General features: G+C 40.5%; 17 protein-coding genes. 5 read left to right on the top strand and 12 right to left on the bottom strand.

Annotation, left to right across the window (positions count from 1 at the left end):
* Positions 1-138: 138 nt before the first annotated feature.
* Together DYH63_RS07460 and DYH63_RS07455 are read right to left on the bottom strand one after the other, a co-directional pair.
* Complete coding sequence (locus tag DYH63_RS07460; RefSeq protein WP_116788209.1) at positions 139-585, bottom strand: response regulator; 447 nt, start codon at positions 583-585, stop codon at positions 139-141.
* A gap of 25 nt (positions 586-610) precedes the next feature.
* On the bottom strand, positions 611-1,159 hold the full coding sequence (locus DYH63_RS07455; protein WP_116788208.1) for a helix-turn-helix domain-containing protein: 549 nt from the start codon (positions 1,157-1,159) through the stop codon (positions 611-613).
* A gap of 244 nt (positions 1,160-1,403) precedes the next feature.
* On the opposite strand from DYH63_RS07455, the gene DYH63_RS07450 reads away from it, so the two are divergent.
* A complete protein-coding gene (locus DYH63_RS07450; protein ID WP_116788207.1) occupies positions 1,404-2,081 on the top strand; it encodes a hypothetical protein in 678 nt (225 codons plus the stop codon).
* A gap of 294 nt (positions 2,082-2,375) precedes the next feature.
* Here DYH63_RS07450 and DYH63_RS07445 read toward each other — a convergent pair whose 3' ends face one another.
* Positions 2,376-3,410, bottom strand: a complete 1,035-nt coding sequence (locus tag DYH63_RS07445) for an arginase family protein (RefSeq protein ID WP_116788206.1) — start codon at positions 3,408-3,410, stop codon at positions 2,376-2,378.
* A gap of 106 nt (positions 3,411-3,516) precedes the next feature.
* Here DYH63_RS07445 and DYH63_RS07440 point away from each other — a divergent pair, with 106 nt between their 5' ends.
* On the top strand, positions 3,517-4,392 hold the full coding sequence (locus DYH63_RS07440) for a DUF8428 domain-containing protein (RefSeq protein WP_116788205.1): 876 nt from the start codon (positions 3,517-3,519) through the stop codon (positions 4,390-4,392).
* A gap of 120 nt (positions 4,393-4,512) precedes the next feature.
* Here the strand turns inward: DYH63_RS07440 and pdeM are convergent, their stop codons facing one another.
* The 7 genes from pdeM to recG form a co-directional block, all read right to left on the bottom strand.
* Positions 4,513-5,145 (bottom strand): ligase-associated DNA damage response endonuclease PdeM, encoded by a 633-nt coding sequence (pdeM, locus tag DYH63_RS07435; protein ID WP_116788204.1) that lies wholly within the window; start codon positions 5,143-5,145, stop codon positions 4,513-4,515.
* A 217-nt stretch (positions 5,146-5,362) separates the two neighbouring features.
* Complete coding sequence (locus tag DYH63_RS07430) at positions 5,363-7,831, bottom strand: ligase-associated DNA damage response DEXH box helicase (protein ID WP_116790767.1); 2,469 nt, start codon at positions 7,829-7,831, stop codon at positions 5,363-5,365.
* 145 nt (positions 7,832-7,976) lie between these two features.
* Positions 7,977-9,581 (bottom strand): ATP-dependent DNA ligase, encoded by a 1,605-nt coding sequence (locus DYH63_RS07425; RefSeq protein WP_116788203.1) that lies wholly within the window; start codon positions 9,579-9,581, stop codon positions 7,977-7,979.
* The gene (locus DYH63_RS07420; RefSeq protein WP_116788202.1) at positions 9,582-10,619 is read right to left on the bottom strand and encodes a ligase-associated DNA damage response exonuclease; all 1,038 of its coding nucleotides are present in this window, start codon (positions 10,617-10,619) and stop codon (positions 9,582-9,584) included.
* A gap of 420 nt (positions 10,620-11,039) precedes the next feature.
* The gene (locus DYH63_RS07415; protein WP_116788201.1) at positions 11,040-11,831 is read right to left on the bottom strand and encodes a glucose 1-dehydrogenase; all 792 of its coding nucleotides are present in this window, start codon (positions 11,829-11,831) and stop codon (positions 11,040-11,042) included.
* 99 nt (positions 11,832-11,930) lie between these two features.
* Positions 11,931-12,350, bottom strand: coding sequence for a lipocalin family protein (locus tag DYH63_RS07410; RefSeq protein ID WP_116788200.1), 420 nt, complete (start codon positions 12,348-12,350; stop codon positions 11,931-11,933).
* A gap of 75 nt (positions 12,351-12,425) precedes the next feature.
* Positions 12,426-14,525: an ATP-dependent DNA helicase RecG gene (gene recG, locus DYH63_RS07405; protein WP_116788199.1), complete on the bottom strand. Its 2,100-nt coding sequence runs from the start codon at positions 14,523-14,525 to the stop codon at positions 12,426-12,428.
* 326 nt (positions 14,526-14,851) lie between these two features.
* On the opposite strand from recG, the gene DYH63_RS07400 reads away from it, so the two are divergent.
* Both DYH63_RS07400 and DYH63_RS07390 read left to right on the top strand, forming a co-directional pair.
* Positions 14,852-15,214 carry a hypothetical protein gene (locus tag DYH63_RS07400; RefSeq protein WP_162926959.1) on the top strand — a complete coding sequence of 121 codons (363 nt, stop codon included), beginning with the start codon at positions 14,852-14,854 and terminating at the stop codon, positions 15,212-15,214.
* Positions 15,215-15,866: 652 nt separating this feature from the next.
* A complete protein-coding gene (locus tag DYH63_RS07390; protein ID WP_116788197.1) occupies positions 15,867-17,588 on the top strand; it encodes an ATP-binding protein in 1,722 nt (573 codons plus the stop codon).
* A gap of 14 nt (positions 17,589-17,602) precedes the next feature.
* On the opposite strand, the gene DYH63_RS07385 is transcribed toward DYH63_RS07390, so the two are convergent.
* Entirely contained in the window at positions 17,603-18,850 is a 1,248-nt protein-coding gene (locus DYH63_RS07385; protein ID WP_116788196.1) for a mechanosensitive ion channel family protein, read from the bottom strand.
* Positions 18,851-19,138 (bottom strand): DUF3817 domain-containing protein, encoded by a 288-nt coding sequence (locus DYH63_RS07380; RefSeq protein ID WP_116788195.1) that lies wholly within the window; start codon positions 19,136-19,138, stop codon positions 18,851-18,853. It abuts the gene before it with no gap.
* Between the two features lie 175 nt (positions 19,139-19,313).
* Between DYH63_RS07380 and DYH63_RS07375 the strand changes: the two genes are divergently transcribed.
* Positions 19,314-19,595, top strand: a complete 282-nt coding sequence (locus DYH63_RS07375) for a hypothetical protein (RefSeq protein WP_116788194.1) — start codon at positions 19,314-19,316, stop codon at positions 19,593-19,595.
* Positions 19,596-19,959: the final 364 nt, after the last annotated feature.

Here is a 19,959-nt window from a genome sequence, read left to right as displayed (position 1 = left end):
TGAGGCTACCATAAAAAGGTAGCCTCATTTGCTTTATAGCTTTTTTGTCTTAGAATAAAGTTATGAGATACATCAAAGTATAAATAAAAAACTGCCCGGAATATTCCGGGCGGTTTTTTATTTATACTATGTGATTTTTTAAAGGCTTAATATAAAACTATCTTTATTAAGGCCGTCTACAATATATTGCCAATTAATGTGTACTACATCACTCAATACTTTTTTAAGCATATTAAAATCGTTTGGCTTTTTGATGTAAACATTTGCTCCTGCTACAAAAGTATCTTCTATATCCTGCTCTGATGAGGATGTAGAATATATTGCAACAGATATTCTTTTAAGACGGTCATCCTGACGTATTTCCTTTAGGCACTCCATACCACTTTTTCTGGGCATATTAAGATCCAGAAAAATAATATCCGGTAGCGGATTGCCGTTTTGATTAAGATACTGCATCAATTGCTCGCCATCATTAAAGGTACTTATCTGGTACTTGATCTTTACCTCTTCAAATGCCTCCTTAAAAAACAGTCGGTCATCTTCATCATCATCCGCAAGCATTATGTGTAGGGGGGTAGGATGCATTTATCTCTATAGGTTTTAAACTGGGTTATATATAGCGTTTTTGGCGCATTATTTTTTGAAATGATGTGGGTGTAACACCCGTAATATTTTTAAATTGTTGAGACAGGTATGCTACACTACTGTAATTCATCATAAATGAAATTTCAGTAAGCGACAGGTTCTCTGTTAGAAGTAGCTGTTTTACCCGCTCAATTTTATGCAAAATAATGAAATTTTCTATTGATATAAAAGTTACTTCAGAAAAAACCTGCGATAATGTTCTGTAATTCTCATCAAGTTTTTCAGAAAGGTATGTTGATATTTTTAAAGATTGCATACCCTTATCAGAGTAAAGCATTTCTATGATGGTGTTTTTAATTTTTTGTACTAAAATGCTTTTTTGATTATCAACAATTTCAATCCCAAACTCGTTTAAAGAATTAATAAAAGCGCGGTAGGTTTCCATAGGAATATTTTCCTTGAATCTTACATATCCCGGTTCTGTAACTTTACAATCAATATTATATTTATCCAGTTGCTGCTGTAGCAGAACCTTGCACATCATGTCAATGTTATACTTTATGTAAAGCTCCATTCCTTATTATTTCCTCTAAAAATTTTGAGTAATTACAAAACATAAATGTACGAAAATATCCTTTGTATTGCGTAGACTTTTTATGAATGCTTAAATTTGTAACATCTTTAGAGGTTTAATTCTTAATTAATTATATTTCAAGCATATATACACTATTTTGATATGTTTAATTTTATAAATATTTATTAAATTTTGAGATTTTAATCTTGTATGCTTTAACTTTAAGGGAGATAATTCTTATTATATGATAAACAATATTCAAAGCCCACCTGATGGCGGAATGTTATATACTGAAACTAATTTTAACCATCTTTTTCCTGAACCTTTAAATACGGTTACATCTGTTTTTTTTCTTTGTATTGCCATTTACTGGACTATAAAGTTGTGGGGCAAATGGAAACAATATACATTTCTTAGTTTCGCTGTGATATTACTTTACATAGGAGGAATAGGAGGTACCATATATCATGGATTAAGGCAGTGGCATTTTTTTATTATGATGGATTGGTTACCAATCATGTTACTGTGCCTTACCGCAGGAATTTATTTTATTACCCGCATCAGCCGCTGGTATTACGGCGCTCTGTTAGTATTATTATATTTTGTTTTTTACCTATTTTCAGTTAGTTATGTAAAAGGAGGTGGAAATATGCAATTATTTATAAATATAAATTATGCCATTATGGGGGCAGTAGTTTTGCTTCCGGTATTGGTATATCTTTCTAAAACACATTTTGCATATGGGCGTTGGGTAGGTTTTGCATTAACAGCATTTATTATTGCATTATTTTTTAGGATAGCAGATGGCTGGGGTTGGATAAGTACCGGAACTCATTTCTTATGGCATACATTTGGCGCTGTCGCTGCTTTTAGTATGTTTAAATATTTATTTCTGATAAATTGCTTAAAAATTAAGTTATGATGTTTTACTGAGCATAAAAAAACCCATTTGCAGGGGACCAGTTGCAAATGGGGTAATAGCATTTAAAAGTATTTTGTTTTTGCTCTTCCAGTTACCTGGCTTTGCCGTAAAAAAAAATTTAAACATACCGAGAAAGCTTTATCCAAACTTAAACGGGGAGTAAAAATATAAAAATAAGCGAAAAATTAACTAATTATTATTAATAATAATCGCACATTAATTATGATATTTTTTACATAACTTATTTTTAAAATACGGTTTTACTACTTAATTGATATATTGTTGTAAATGTAACTATACATTTACTTTTGCTTTAATAAAATCAGACACTAATGCTGCAATAAGTTTACCCGTAAGGTGTGTATAGCTGGCATAATCATATTCAGGTGCTCCTTCGCAGATATGCAAATAAGATACATTTTTGCATTTGCCAAAATAATGCACAAAATGCCGTGCTTTTTCTATGCTAAACCCACTGGCTGTCATTGTATCTGTAGGAATGTGTGGCAAAGCAGAAAGGTCTATTTCTAACCCAAACGGATCGTCAGCAATAAAACCTTTTGCAAGGGCTATCTCCTCACTAAAATGTTTTTCTTTCCTAACCGCTATTTGCTCATAGGTATTATAGCGCACACGTTCGGCATATTTTTTTATAGTCTCAAGTATGCCCTTATTAGCATAACTTTCGTGCATTCCAAAAATAAAGTAGTTTTTAAGAAAACCTTCTTCTATAGCATAATTAAAGCCGTTACCGCTATGGCGTCCTTCTAACATGCGCAACCTTGCACGGCTATCATAATTAATCGCACTTATAGGTCTGCCGTTTGCAAGTGCAGCGCCCTTTACATTGCCATAAGCATTATTATGCCCACCACCTATAATTATGGGTATTTTACCGGCCTGTATAATGCGGCATACTACGTGAGAAACATCTTTATCTATCTTTTCTACAAGGGCAGAAAGCTCTCTACGGCCTTCTTTTGTAGAAGAATCAATAGTTTTTGAAGCTTCCATGGCTTCTGCAATATCAATTTGACCCAAAACTATAAGGCTATTTCCTTTACAAAAACGGTTATGTTGCAGGTTACAAATACTTTTTAAGGCATAGTGCCATGCAAGTGCCGCACCGGGTTTACCGTAGTTTGCCCTTATACCTATATCTTCCGGTATGCCAAGCAGAACAAACTGTGCGTCAGACTCTTTCATAAACTCAAAGACATCAGCATCCTTAGGAACGGTTGCTATACGCTCTCCAAATTTAATTTCGCCACTACGCTGTTTAGTATATTTTAACAGGTCGGCTATGGTAAAAGGAACAATATTTTTCATCAGTTTTTTGTTATATCAAAAGTAACACTTTTCTCTAATTTTTCGTTAAAAGCGAAAATTCGTATTAAAATATAAGTAAATTTGAAGAAAATAATATAGTTAAAAGATGGAAAAACAAAAGAGTAATTCTAGTTTAAAGGCTGTTATTATCATACTATCCATACTGTTGGTAGGAAGCCTTGCATGGATGTATAAAATGAGTACAGACAGCGAAAAAACCGAAAAAACATTATTAACCGAAAAAGATCAGCTGATAGAAGACCTTAAGGCACAAAAAGCGAGTTATGATGCTGCAATAGCCGATAACACCGGCCTTAAAGGTGATTTAGAGGCTGAACGCGCTAAGATTGTAGAATTGCTTGCAGAGGTTGAAAAATCTAAAGGAGATGCTAAGTCATTACAGAAATATAAAAATCTGTATATTAAACTTAAGCGCGACCATGACCAGTTGATTGCAGATAACAACAAGCTCAAAGAAGAAAATGGCGTACTTACCACCCAGCGCGACAGTACTCGTGGGGCCTTAGATGAAAGTAAACGTTTTAACGATACGCTATCTGTGCAAAATGAAAAGCTTAGCAAAACGGTTGAAAAAGCACAAAAACTTTCTATAGTTAACCTGCATACACAGCCATATAAAGAGCGTAGCTCTGGTAAGCTTATTCAGACAGACAAAGCCCGTAGGGTAGATGTAATAAAAATTAGCTTTACTATTGCAAGTAATGAAGTAGCACCTACAGGTGATAAGTCTTATTATGTGCAGGTTATAGACCCTAAGAACAATGTAGCAGGTGAGAAAAAGACTGAAGCTTTTGATGGTTACAGCCTTACATACAGTTTTATAACTACAGCATCTTACCAAGGTAAAACGCTGGATGTAAATGAAACTATTAAAGGACAAGATTTTGAAAAAGGCCTTTATACAGTAAATGTTTTTGATAAAGGTACTTTAGTTGCCAATACTACTTTTACATTAAAATAGTAAAAGAAAGCAAAAGCTTAAAAAATGAAAATGCCATCCTGAATAGGATGGCATTTTTTGTATAGATCATAAACTGATTTTATCAAATTATTATGGTTGTTTCTTAAACAACAAATATCCTCACAATTTAATTACTTGAGATTTAACTATCAAATAAACGGCATCCTGATCTGTTGGTTGCATCACATAAGTGCCTGTAAACTCGCCAAAGGCTGGTAGTATCATCTGGTGTGCCGATCTGAAAAAGCATGCCAGCTTTAAGAATTGTCGGCCTTTACCGCGCAACTCTACAGCCGGGTGTATGTGCCCGCACAGCGTAAAAAGTTCGTCACGTTCTTCAGGATAGTGGGTAAGCAGAAAACCATCAAGCACCCATTTGCTAACGATTTGGATATTAATGTCATGGTACTTTTGTGGATTGATAATATCATGGTTACCGGCCACTAATACTATAGGAAGGTTGGTACGTGCTACCCAATCGTGAAACAGTTGCCATTCATTATTAAGTTCGCTATGAAAAAGATCGCCCAAAAAACAGATACTCTCGGGGTCGAAATGATTCACAGCTTCATCAAGTTTTATAAAATTTTTGTGGATGATGCCATCCGGTATCGCTGCCCCATATTTACGAAAATGTGATACCTTACCTAAGTGCACATCACTTATAAGCAGCATATGGCGTTGTACCCAGTACAAAGCACCAGAGCAATGCAATACAAAATCGTGATTGTTTATGGATATATCTAACGTCATTTAATCTCTTTCATGGTTTGGATTTCGCAAAGTTTCACGAAGAAAACGCAAAGTTACACAAAGGTTTTATTCATTTTTAGATTGGATAATTGATCACCCCGCCCTACGGACACCCCTCTAAAGAATGGGAATAGCTTCACTTAAGATAAATCTGCGAAAATCCGCGATTGCGAAGCATCCGTTTCATCCGCGTTCCATTATTCAGGCAGTCGAAAAACTACTCTATTCCCTTCATATAGCTTGCCGTCATTTTCTTTATACGCTCTGCTAAAGTTTCGGAGGATAAGCGTTCCCGCAGCCTGTCGGTTATTATCGGGAAGCTAAAAGGTGTAGGCTTTTCGCAGGGCTTCCATACAATTTCCTGTCGTTGTATGCGTTCAAGGGCAAGGAGTAGGCGGCCTTCTTCCAGCTGGTGTTCAAAGGTTTCGCGATAGGCCTGCTGAAACAAAAGGTTATTAGGCTCATAATCGCGGAATACTTCAAAAATAAGTTGGCTGCTGCTTTGCAGGTGTTTGGTCTTAACCACCTTACCCGGATAGCCCGTAAAAACCAGCCCCGCTATTACTGCAATATCACGAAACTTTCGGCGCGCCATTTCTGTAGCGTTAAGGCTATGCTGAAGGTCGGCGTGCAGGTGCGTAGGGGTAAAGAGGTCGTTGTCAAGAACCTGCTGCATGTCTATTTCCTGGTCAGAAAGTAGCTCAAAACCATAATCGTTATATGCCAGTGAGAATGTTATTGGGGTAAGCAAACTTATGCGGTAAGCCATAACGCTGGCTAAAGCCTCATGTACATAGCGCCCCTCAAAAGGGTAAAATATGGCGTGGTAGCCCTCACGAGTCTTAAAGGTTTCTATTAAAAACTGGCTATCGGTAGGTACAATGCTTTCTTTGCGCTGGCGGGCAAACATTGGCGCGAGCGATTTCAGCTCACGGCTCATGGTATCGGTATTGGCAGCATAAAGCTCTTCGCGTATCAGTTCGCTCATTTGTGCCGAAAGCGTCATGCGGCCACCCATCCAGCTGGCGTGCATGGCCTTGGCACCCGGGCTTGCCATACGCACCAGTACTTCCATAGTGCGCACGCGTACCAGCTCCAGCTTGCGCCCTGCGAAAATAAAAGTATCACCGGGACTTAGTTTAGAAATAAACCATTCTTCAATATTGCCTATGTAGCCTCCGCCAAGAAACTTAACATTCATTACAGAGTCGCCCACTATGGTGCCTATCTGCATCCTGTGCCGCAGGGCAACGGTTTTGCTGTTTACCTTAAACTTACCGTCGGCCTCGATTTCTACTTTCTTATATTCATCATACGCGTGCAGGCTCTGGCTGCCCCGGGTAATATAGTTGAGGCAAAACTGCCAGTCATCTTCTGTCATGCCCTGATAGCAGAAGCTGCTTTTTACCTCCTTAAAAATTTCATCGGGATAAAAACCATCGCTTACTGCAAGCGTAACAAGGTATTGTACCAGTACATCCCAACTGTTTAGGTAAGGTACGCGGTCTTCCACGACGGTTTCCTGCACGGCACGTCGCAGGGCAGAGGCTTCAACCAGCTCTATAGCATGTGTTGCAAGAAAGTAGATGTTGCTCTCCTGCCCCGGGCGGTGCCCACTGCGGCCTGCCCGTTGTAAAAAACGCGCAACACCTTTAGGCCCGCCTACCTGAACCACGGTTTCTACAGGTGCGAAGTCTACACCTAAATCTAAACTGGACGTACACACCACCGCCTTAAGCTGTTCATCTCGAATGGCCTGCTCTACCCACTGACGGGTTTCTCTGGCTATGCTGCCGTGGTGCATGGCAAGCTCTCCCGCAAATTCAGGATATTTATTCAGTAATGCCTGAAACCACAGTTCACATTGCGAGCGCGTATTGCAAAAGATGAGTGTGGTACGACTTTTTTTGATGATCTCTGCTACTTCTGCTACAAGGTGCAACCCCATATGTCCGCGCCAGGGGTAAGCATCCATCTTATCTGGTATGGCAGATATTACATTGATCTTTTTATTGATGTGCGCCCTGATCATTACAGCATTATTTATCGCTTCGCTGCTTGTGCCCACTAATACTTCTAATGCCTGTTGCAGGTTGCCTATGGTTGCCGATATACCCCAGATGCGGAGTTTTGGCGCTATATGCTTCAACCGGCTTAAGGCCAGTTCTACCTGCACGCCGCGTTTAGTACCCAATAGCTCATGCCACTCATCAATGATAATGGCGCCGCAGTTTTTAAAGGTAGTGGCATAGTCTTTACTGGCGAGCATTAACTGCATACTTTCAGGAGTGGTAATCAGGAGGTCGGGCATCGTCTTTTTTTGCTTCGTCCTGTCGGCTGCCGACGTATCTCCGGTGCGCACCCCCACGGTAAGTCCCGTCTCAAGTTCATTAGCTACACGCTCTGCGGCTTGTTTTATTTCAACCGACAATGCGCGTAGTGGCGTAATCCAGATGGCTTTAAGCCCCGGTTTGTGTTTGGTTTTATAATCAGGGTTGTTTTTAATATAGTCTAAAACAATGGGTACCCACAGGGCATAGGTTTTGCCGCTACCGGTAGGGGCATTAAGCAGGCCGTGCTTTCCCTGTAAAAAAGCGGTCCATGTTTGGGTCTGGAATGGGAACGGTTTCCACCCCCGGCTCGTAAACCAGTTTGTAGCAATATCGAAAAGCTGTTCCCTGTTCATGTTTTTGGTTTGTTGTTGTTTTTTATGAAAGTTGTTACACAAAGACACACGAAGGAGGCGCAAAGTCGCACAAAGTTTTTAAGTGTATGCTATGCCTTTGCGATTCTTTGCGTCTGCTTTGTGAAACTTTGCGGAATAAAAAGACTCACTTCGGTATCATGTCTTTTAAATCATCAATACTATTTGCATCTTCAATGGTCTTGTCATGTCGCCACCGCAGTATCCTCGGGAAGCGTGTGGCGACACCGCTTTTGTGCCTGCCGGAAAAGGCAATGCCCTCAAAGCCTATTTCAAAAACAAGTTTGGGTGTAACGCTGCGCACAGGGCCAAACCTGTCTAATGTATTCTTTTTAATAAAGTCATCTACCATCCTGAACTCCGCATCGGTCAGACCGGAATATGCCTTAGCAAAGGTGACCAGCTCTTTAGTGCCGTCTTCATTGGTTTGCCAGAGCGCGAAGGTATAATCGGTAAACAGGGTGGCGCGGCGGCCACTGCCCCGCATGGCATAGGTAAGTACGGCATCAATGCTAAAAGGGTCAAGTTTCCACTTCCACCAGTCGCCTTTTTTACGGCCCACGCCGTAGTTTGAATCATTTCGTTTAAACATCAGGCCCTCACTACGTAGTTCCCGCGCTTTAGCTTTCTCATGTAATGCTTCATCCCAGTTGCTGAGTTGTATCCTTTCAGATAATTGCAGCGGCAATCCGTAATCTTTTATCGTTTCGTATAATTGTTCCAACAACTTACGGCGTTCGATATACGGCAGGGCGCGGATGTCTTCGCCGTTATATTCCAGTAAGTCGTATGCGCGAATGATGACCGGCGTTTTTTTGAGCAGGGCAGGAGTAACTACCTTGCGGCCAATGCGGGTTTGAAGATCGTTGAAAGAACCGATGCCGCCATCCGTCCACGGTAAAATTTCGCCATCGACAACCGTACCGTTCGGGATTATGCCCAGGAAGCTATTAAATTCCGGGTACTTATCGGTAACCAGTTCTTCGCCACGGCTCCACACATACAACTGGTCATTACGGATAATGCTCTGACTACGGATGCCATCCCACTTATGCTCGGCGCTCCAGTTGCTTACGTCGCCCAAATCCTCAACTTCGCCCTCTACGGCATACGCCAGATAAAAAGGGTAGGGCTTGGACAGGAAATCCTGCGGGTTTTCTTCCAGCACCAGATCCTGAAAACTAATGCGTGCCGGATCCCATTCGCCCATAAGTTTATAGGCCAGTACGTCTTCGTCTACGCCGGTAGCTTTGCTGAGTGCACGAGTCATCAGCTTTTGGCTTACGCCGATTCGGAAGCTCCCTGTAATAAGTTTGGTAAACACAAAGCGTTCGTAATAATTGAGCGAAAGCCAGTTGGTATGTAAATATTCTTTTTTCTCAGTATCCGATTTCTTTTTGAGCGTAATCATCTCCTCCACAAACTCCGTTAACGTTTTTTCGCTGTGGTCTTTAGAAGCAGGGATTACGAGGGCAATAGTTTCGGCAAGGTCGCCCACAATGTGGTAGCTGTCTTCGAACAGCCATAGCGGAATGCCTGCCAACTCTGATGCCCACAGCCTAAGTAAATTGGTATTAACCGGGCGCGGCGGACGGCGGTGCGAGAGTATGGCAATTGTCCAGACCCTGTCAGCATCGCTGGCCGCAAGGAAGTATTGCGTAAGGGCTTCCACCTTTACGTTAGTCTTATTGCTGCTATCCAGCGTTTTTATAAGTTCGGCAAAGTTTTGCATTTATAGGCCCTCCCCCTCCGGAACAGTTTCCGGTTCTTTAGTTTCGGTTTCGCCCTCGTCGCCTTCGTACTGGGTTTTTTCGGTACGGGCATCATAGCCTATCTCGCGCAGGTAGGTGCTAAATATATCGCTATAGCCGTGGGTGCATATTATCTTTTCGGCACCCGTAGCCTGAATGCTTTCCAGCAGGCCTGCCCAGTCGCAATGGTCTGAAAGCACAAAGCCTTTATCAATGGCCCGCCTTCTGCGCGCGCCGCGAAATGCCATCCAACCACTGGCAGAACCCGTTACATAAGGTGTCATTTTTCTTATCCATGTAGTGCCGTGTGCACTGGGCGGTGCCAGTACCATACTACCCAGCAGGTCTTCCTTTTTAGTTTCGGCAGTAATGCGTATGGTTTCAGGAAAGTCAACCATCTGGCGGAGTACCTGCGTCATGTTTTCTACCGCGCCATGCGTGTATATGCGCCCAATGGATGGGTCTAGATGTTTTAGTAATCGCTGTGCCTTGCCCAATGTATAGCCAAATAGCACAGACGTTTGTCCCTCAGCACGGTTTTGCGACCACCAGGTGTTTACATCGTTCATTACCTCGGCTTGTGGTGTCCATTTAAAGCAGGGCAGCCCAAAGGTATTTTCAGTAATAAATGTGTGGCATTTAACTACTTCGTAAGGTGTGGAAAGGCCGTCGTCTTCGGTTTTGTAGTCGCCCGTAAATACACATACTTCGCCCTTATGTTCTACCCGTACCTGAGCGCTGCCCACTATGTGACCGGCAGGATGAAAAGAGAACGTAACACCGTTTATGGTAAAGGTTTCGCCCCACGCCTTGCCGGTAACGTTGATATTACCCAGGCGGTGCTGTATTATGGGCACATTCATGTGGTTGGTAATATAACTGCCATGACCCCAGCGGGAATGGTCGGCATGCCCATGTGTTATAATAGCCTTTGGTACCGCACGCCATGGGTCAAGGTACACATCGGCCTGTGCGCAGTATATGCCTTTGTCGTTAAATGCCAGCAGGGGCTGTTTCATTAGGATACAGTTTTATATAAAGTTACAAACTGTAAAGATTTTGTGGTGTTGGTTTAGGGGAAGTTTAACGGTTAAGTGTAGTTCTAAAGTTTGCTAACCAACTAATAAATATCTTAAAAACAGTAATGCCCCTCGAAGTAGAGGGGCATTACAAAACCAACCAACCAATGTTAATTTGCTAGAAATTAACAGTACAAATATCCGACATAATTAATGTTATTTGATGAATAAATAGACTAACTGCCCATTTGTGTAGACGAACGGACAATTTTAGCCGTTTAGTGGATATATTCTTGTCTTTTTCTTCATTACACAATTTCAGGAGTCAAAGAAAAATTAGATTACACTATGAACAAAAAAACGAGCGACACTATTGTATCGCTCGCTTGTGATTTTTACGATATATCGTAAAAATTATAATTACGAATTTCCGTAAAGGTTACTCTCACCACCATCTATAGCAATGGTTTGCCCATTTACATAGTTACACTCATCACTTAGTAAAAATGCAACCAGGTGCCCAACTTCCTCCGGTTGTCCCAGCCTGCGGGTAGGGTTGCGCTGTGCATATTCTGCTTCGGCAGCTTTGGGGTCAGCGGGGTTAACCTGTTTAAATGCCTCTGCTACCATAGGGGTAAGTATAGCTCCGGGTGCGATGGCATTGGTAAAGATATTATCCTTACCATATTCGATAGCTGCGTTCTTTGTCATACCCGAAACTGCGTGTTTACTCGCCACATAAGGCATCTGGTTTACAACACCGCGTATACCGCCCACTGAAGCTACATTAACAATCCTGCCGCCGCCATTTTTCTGCATTACAGGTATTACATAGCGCAGGCCATAATATACGCCAAGCAGGTTTATGTCGATTACCTTTTTAAACACTTCTATATCATATGAAATTATAGGTGCCTGTTTACCCTCTATGCCCGCATTGTTGTAAAACCCGTCTATTGTGCCAAATTCGGCTACTGTTTTATCTACATAATTTTTAACCGCCTCCTCGCTGGAAACGTCGGCAACTATAGTAAGTATTTTTGCTTGGTGTGCAAGGCTACTAATATCAGCTTTTGCCTTATTAAGAGCTTCTTCGTTATAATCAACAATGGCAAGGTTAGCACCTTTTTGTGCCAAAACTTTTGCAGCAGCAAGGCCAAGCCCCATTGCACCGCCGGTAATAATTACCGTTTTTCCGTTAAATGAACTCATGTTATTTTGTATGTTTATTTCCTATAAATTTACGGATACAAACATAAGATGGCGGTTAACGTAGTGTTAATTGTTTCTTTTAGAAACAATAGTGTTCAACTACCAGTCTTGTAATATTCTTGTGTATTTTTCTCTACATGATTCTATGCAGGGATGGTTTAGTATTAAATTGTCATTGGCGTCAATTTCATAGATAATAGGGTAGCCTGTAGCAGTACATCTCCCGGTAATACGATGATTTTCTTCAGAAAATGTACCATTTGTAGCCACGGCAGTTTCAGAATTGATACTGCAGATGTCTCCATTGCTAAATACCTCGCCATTGTTGTTAAATGTAAGTGTTTTATTACTTTGCACCGGCTGAAATCTGCCTGAACCATCTCCGGGATCTGCCAGTACCTCGGTTAAGGTCCATTCTCCAAGAATTGAAGTGCTGACAAGAGTTTGGTTCTCATCATTGTCATTGTTACAGGCTATTAATAATACAAGACCTGTAACTAATAGTAGCATCTTTTTCATAAGATAAATTTTAATTGGTTATACTTATGAGATACAGTACATTGCAAACGGTTGCGTTAAAACACTAAATTTTGACTAAGAAATATAATTCCAGATATTTTTCTTCTTGGTAAGCTCAATATAAGCATTGCGCAGGGCAGCGTTTTCGGGCAGGTTCATACCAGGGTCTGCTTTTAGTAATGCAATGGCATACTGGCGGGCAAGCATCAAAATGTCGCGGTCTTTAACCAGGTCTGCTATCTGCAGATTAAGCACACCGCTTTGCTGGGTTCCCATAATATCACCGGGGCCACGTAATTTGAGGTCTACTTCGGCAATTTCAAAACCATCGTTAGTGCGGCACATGGTTTCCAGGCGGGTCTTGGTATCGTTGCTCAGTTTTTCCCCTGTCATCAATATACAATAACTCTGGTCTGCACCACGGCCTACGCGCCCGCGTAGCTGATGCAGCTGACTCAGGCCAAAACGCTCTGCACTTTCTATAACCATAACACTGGCATTAGGTACATTAACGCCTACTTCTATAACCGTTGTAGCTACCATAATGTTGGTTTTATTGGCAGCAAAACGTGCCATTTCACTGTCTTTTTCGGCGGGTTTCATTTTACCGTGAACAATACTCACGCTATATTGCGGCAGTGGAAAATCGCGCGAAATGCTTTCGTAGCCATCCATCAGGTCTTTGTAGTCCATCTTTTCACTTTCCTGAATTAAAGGATATACAATATATACCTGGCGGCCTTTAGCTATTTCGTCTTTCAGGAATTTCCAAACCTTAAGACGGTTACCATCATACCGGTGCACGGTTTGTATGGGTTTGCGTCCCGGTGGCAGCTCATCAATAACCGAAATATCAAGATCTCCATAGAGGCTCATGGCAAGCGTACGCGGAATAGGTGTGGCAGTCATAACCAGCACATGTGGCGGTATTTCGTTCTTTTTCCAGAGTTTGCTGCGCTGCTCTACACCAAAGCGGTGCTGCTCGTCTATTACGGCAAGCCCAAGGTTTTTAAACTTCACCTTATCTTCTAAAAGGGCATGTGTGCCGATGATAATGTGCAGTTCGCCACTCTCCAGTGATTCGTGAATAATACGCCTTTCGGCAGTTTTAGTAGAGCCTGTAAGTATTTTGATATTGATGCCCAGCGGGGTAGCAAGTTCGCTAAGTCCCATAAAATGCTGGTTGGCCAAAATCTCGGTAGGTGCCATAAGGCATGCCTGAAAACCGTTATCGAGCGCCAGCAGCATACTCATAAGCGCCACGATGGTTTTACCCGAACCTACATCGCCTTGCAACAGGCGGTTCATTTGGGCGGGTTGCCCCATGTCATTACGTATTTCTTTTATAACACGCTTTTGCGCATTGGTCAGCTCAAAAGGCAAATGATTGTTATAAAAATCAGTAAAGTATTCACCCACATTGCCAAAAGGGTGGCCTTTAATTTTATGCTTTCGTACCAGGTTTTTGGTAATCAGCTGTAGCTGAATAAAAAACAATTCCTCAAACTTAAGCCTGAATTGTGCCCTCAATAATAAATCCTGGCTCTTTGGGAAATGAATATTAAACAATGCTGCATTTTTAGGCAGCAAATCCAGTTCTTTTAAAAGGGCGGGCGAGAGTACTTCAGTAAATAATGCCTGTGTTTCGGTAAATACCTGCTGCATTATTTTGTTTACAACCTTATTTGTAATGCCGCGTTGCGTTAGCTTTTCGGTGCTGGGGTAAATGGGCTGCATGGCACTGCGAAGACTTGCCTCGTGTTCTGCCATTGGCTCCATTTCAGGGTGTGCCATATTAAACACGCCGTTAAAGGCACTTGCTTTGCCAAAAATTACATACGGAGCGTTGAGTTTAATATTTTCCCGAATCCATTTTTGCCCCTGAAACCAAACCAGTTCCATTTCACCAGTACCATCGGTAAAAGTAGCAACAAGGCGGGTGCGTTTTTCTCCTAATGTTTTAAGGTGGATAACCTTACCAACTACCTGTACTTCGCTGCCGCTGTTCATAAGCTCGTTAATGCGGTAATAGCGGGTACGGTCTATATAGCGGTTGGGGTAAAGGTTGAGCAGGTCGGCATATTTATGAATACCCAGCTCTTTCCGGAGCAGCTCTCCGCGTGCCGGACCCACACCTTTAAGGTATTCTATGGGGGTTTCGAGTAGGTTGTTCATTATATGTGACCTCGACTGGATTCAAATCACTAACATTTTGATTTAGTGATCGCATCAGGATTCGAACCAGGGCCGCCTGCTTAGAAGGCAGGTGCTCTATCCAGCTGCTTTGTTGTTTTTTTAGCAGCACGAAGATACAGAATTTTTAGTCGTCAGCAAAAATTGAGAGCACTACCCGGTTATGCAGACTTATAAAATAATGAGGAGCTTGCCCCTCTTTAAATTTTTAGTTAAACCCGTATTTACATAATGTTAATGTGTTTTTGTTTTCAATGCAGGCAATGTAATTTCGGCAAAAATTAATGCACCCGATGCAACCTTACACTTTGAAAACAACACTTTTTTTTATACCAGGTGGCCGCGAGCTTGCGCTACCGCAAAATGCAACATTGTTTAAAGAGGCAATGCGCAATGCAATTGCTAACAGAACCGCACTTATTGTAATGCTGGCCGACAATCCGCTTATACCCGAAAAAGTGCTACAAACACTTTCTAAATATAAAAATGTGCTGTTAATAGAGTCTGATGAAATTAGCACTGAAGATGATGCCTGGAGTGCAGCTTATGAAATGCAATCTGAAAATTATCTGCCTACTGTAGCCAGTGCCGGATTTGATTTTCAGGTAATACAGATGGAGCCAGTTAGGGTAAAATATGAAGACTTTGAAATCATCGAAAAATATCTTTAATCATTACATTGCTGTTTTGACGAAGGTCTTACTTTTAAAAAAATATTTTATGTTCATGCTGCTGATCATTAACGATTAAGAAAAGCTGCGCAGCCTTACCCTAAATCAAATAGAAAGAAATGGGCAAAAGCTAAAAGCACCAAAGAAAATTCAACTATACACCTAACGAACTTTTTATCTATGCTGAATTATGACTTTTTATGATGATTTAATTATAACCTAATAACGTTACGACAGATGATTTTATATCACGTCTTAAAAGAAGGTAAAATATCCACACCTGAAAATCATAAAACGGCTAAAACCGTAATAAGAAAAACAGCACGACTGCAAACTTATACCACAGTAAGTGGTTTTTGCTATATGTAGAAATGCCTGCTGAAGCCCCTGACAAGATAGCGCTCGATAAAAAGCGCCACCTTATAAACAACTTCAAACTGGCTACAGAGCTGGGGCATAGATTATTAAAACACAGAGTAGCAGCATAGCATCGGCCATTATAAGGCAGGCTGAAAAAAAAATGATAACAACCATTTGCGTAGGCAAGCCGCACCTCACATTATTTAAAGTAATTTTGTCTACAAATATTTTTAATTCGTTGTTAAACAAATTGTCATCAAGCGATATCGACTTTATCATACTGTCATAATCCATGAAAATAAAAACCAAGCTGATCCTTTCTTTCAGCATACTGTTCCTTCTTATCGTTGTACTTTCAGGGTTAGCCATAAGGCAGGTAAACTATCTTGCTCGCGATACCCGTAACATCCTTACGGCAAACTACCAGTCGCTTGACTATTCCCGTGCCATGTATAAGCTAATGGATGACATTGACACGCAACCTGATGCAATACAACTATTTCAGGATAAGATGAGAGGGCAGGGCAATAATATTACTGAAGTGGGTGAGAAGGAACTCACACAGAATCTTCAGCAGGATTTTAAAGTGCTAATTGACAACAGGAAAGATACACTTGCAATTAAAAAAGTACGTGCCGACCTTAATAGCATCATGAAACTCAACATGGATGCCATAAAGCGCAAAAGCAGCGTAGCAGAAAAAACAGCAGACCGATCTGAGATATGGATAGGGCTATCAGCTGCGGTGTGCTTTATACTGGGTTTTACCATGCTGCTCAACCTGCCGGATGCCATTGCAGGGCCGGTTAAAAAACTTACCGAAAGTATAAGGCAAATTGCCGTGAAGAACTATAGCCACAGGGTATACCTTAAAGGAAATGATGAGTTTGCCACACTGGCAAAAACCTTTAACTCTATGGCGCAAAAACTGGAAGAGTACACTGCCTCTGATTTGTCTAACCTGATGACCGAAAAGAAACGGGTAGAGCTGCTAATAAGCACTATGGAAGACCCTGTTATAGGGCTTGATGAAAATCATAACGTACTGTTTGCTAACGACGGTGCTCTTGCCATTACAGGGTTAAAAAAAGAAGCATTACTAAATAAAAACATTCAGGAAGTTGCGCTTTTTAATGACCTTGTTCATACCCTAAGCAAAGACCTGATCATTGACCGGGATTACACCGCCGAAACTCTTAAAATATATGCCGACAAAAAGGAAAGCTATTTTGAGAAAGTTTTGGTGCCCATAAATATTACACCTACGGGCGAGACAGAATTAAAGAGGCTGGGCACTTTTATTATCCTGCGTAATATTACAGCCTTTAAAGAACTTGATTTTGCCAAGACCAATTTTATTGCTACGGTATCGCATGAATTTAAAACACCTATAGCCAGCATGAAAATGGGCCTGCAATTACTTAGTAATGAAAGGACTGGTGTACTGAATACTGAGCAGCAAAGCCTTGTAGAGGGCATTCGCGAAGATGCTGACAGGCTATTACGTACTACGGGGGAATTACTTCAAATATCTGAAGTAGAAACAGGTAATGCGCGGATTAATGCACAAGCCTGTGATGTAGAGGAAATAATAAACGAAGCGATAGACAGTAATAAGATTGCTGCACTGTCTAATAATATTAGCATTGATTTTAAAATATCTGATGGCTTTCCGGATATTGTGGCCGATAAAGAAAAAACAGTCTGGGTATTATCTAACCTTATATCTAATGCGATCCGATATTCTTATGAAAATTCGGTAATAGAAATTCACGTTAGTACAAAGAAAAACGGTGTAGAGATTAGGGTTAAGGACTCAGGTGCCGGTATACCCGAAGCGTACCTGTCTCGCATATTCGATAAGTATTTCCGTGTACCCGGTACGCAAAAAGAAGGCACTGGCCTTGGCCTTGCCATTAGTAAAGAATTTATGGAAGCACAAGGTGGCAACATAAATGTTATGAGCACATTAGGAGAGGGGAGTGTTTTTACGTTGAGCTTTATATCTGCATAAGCTGATACAATAACTTATAGTCCGCTAATATCTTTTCCGGAAGATGGGAGTTCAAAAATTTCGAGGTCAAAATAGCCGACTGATGCAATAATATGGTCAAAGATATCGGCCATTATAAACTCGTGGTTTATCCAGCGCTTATCTTTAGTAAACATATAAATTTCTATAGGAATGCCTTTTTCTGTAGGTTGCAGGTGGCGACACATAATGCTCATTTCGTTATTTACACCGGGATGCCTCTCTATATAGCTGTTAATGTACTTACGAAAAACGCCCAGGTTAGTAAGATTACGACCATTTATGGGTAATGATTTATCTGCACCAGTATGGCGGTTAAATTTATCAATATCGGCTTCGCGCTGTTCCAGGTAGAGGGTAAGAAGCTGTATCTTTTTAAGTTCCTCTATTTCGGTATCTCCTATAAACTTTACGCTGGATGCTTTGATAAGTATGTGTCTTTTAATACGCCTGCCACCACTGTTTTGCATACCGCGCCAGTTCTTAAACGAGTCAGATATCAGGCTATATGTAGGCACGGTTGTAGTAGTCATATCAAAATTACGCACCTTAACGGTAGCAAGGTTAATTTCGATAACATCGCCATCTGCACCAAATTTTTCTATGGTTATCCAGTCGCCTATGCGCACAATGTCGTTAACGGTAACCTGAATGCTGGCTACAAACCCCAATATAGTATCTTTAAAAATTAAGATTACAATAGCCGATATTGCACCAAAGGTACTAAGCAGCACGGTAATCTTGGTATTGAACAATATAAGGATAATGGTAGTTATGGCAAATATCCACAACACGATCATTACTACCTGTATATAACTATCTATGGGCTTATCATTATAATCGGGCTGCTCTTTAAGATAATCGCGTAATGAATGGAACATACTGCGCACTATCCATAGCCCAAGTAATATGCCTACAGTTGTAATGCTTTTATCAAATATATAATCCCAGTATGTAAAGCCTTCAAGTGCTTTTGGTACGGCATTATAAATAACAATGATGGGTACAAGGTGTGCTAGATACTGCGGTACTTTATTGGCTACCATAAAGTCATCAAACGATGTCTTGGTACGTTTAGCAGCCACCCCCATGGTAAGAACCAGTATTCTCCGGGCAATAAGGTCTATAAGAAAGGCTGCTACGGCAATAAGCACAAGATTAACCGCAAGATTGCCATAGTTGGCAGTCATGCGGCTAAAATGCAGGTTCCTGAATATTTTATATGCCCAGTGAAAAAAATCCATTTAGTTCTTTTGGGTATCCTTTAGGTATTTCCACTCAATATAAAACGTACCAAACGGAATGATAGAAGCTATGGCTACGATAAAGAATTTTTTAAAGCTCCAGTTTTGTTCCTCCTTAAGCAGGTAAGCAAGAATAATATAACCTATAAACAAAACGCCATGTGCCATACCGGCAGGGCGTATAAGGGTTTCATTGCCGTAAGCATATTTCATAGGCATTGCCACAAAAAATAATAACAAAAGAGAAAGCCCTTCGAGGGTAGCGATTATTTTAAAAAATTTGGTCATGATAGAATTTGATAATTATGTGCAAAGGTAACCAAGCAAAGGTTTTTAAAGAAGCAAAATCTTATAAAACATCAATATTTCATTATGGTTTTTATAAGTGATTTTTTTGCATCAATGATAGTTTTTATCTCATTATGTTTACTTTTGCCCTACAAATCAATCACATTTTTTTTAAATGAAAACTTTTTACATTAGATTATTCTTACTGTCTTTTTGCTTATTAATAATTAGCTGTTCTACAGAAGACAACATCGTTTCTTCAACAAAAATAACTCAAACCAATGGCATTACTGCGAGGTTTATTTCTTCAGATGAGTTAGATAAGATCATCGCAGATAAATTAAATGCTGCAAATCAGCAGGCTAATGCTGCCGGAAAACTAGCCTTTAGCAAAAAATATAATTTTAATATAGATACAGACCAGACTTTAATGATAGAAAAAGGTAACTATAAATAATTTAGTTTTCCTGTATACAGAGATACTATTACTAATGTAACAGAAAATTTATTTTTACATCAGTACCAAGGCGGATACCTGGCGTATCTTATGCAATATAAATTTACTAAAGAAGATTTAAAGAACTTACAAACAGGCAGCCTTATAGACAACCTTATGTCTAAAATTATAATTAGGCCTTTTAAGGAATTAGATATCAACATTGATTATAGCATTGGGAATAATAGCTATACTACTAATGGAAATGGTCATATTGTGATGATTGACGGAAAATGTTATAGATATGACAAAGTCGTTATTTATCAAGATGGTAACATAGACTATACACTTGTACTAATGTTCCCGGCGGTGTAGGTGGTTCACC

Source organism: Flavobacterium psychrotrophum (assembly GCF_003403075.1).
Taxonomy (GTDB): domain Bacteria; phylum Bacteroidota; class Bacteroidia; order Flavobacteriales; family Flavobacteriaceae; genus Flavobacterium; species Flavobacterium psychrotrophum.
Note: the sequence above shows the minus strand (reverse complement) of the source record. Positions and strands in the feature narration are given on the sequence as shown.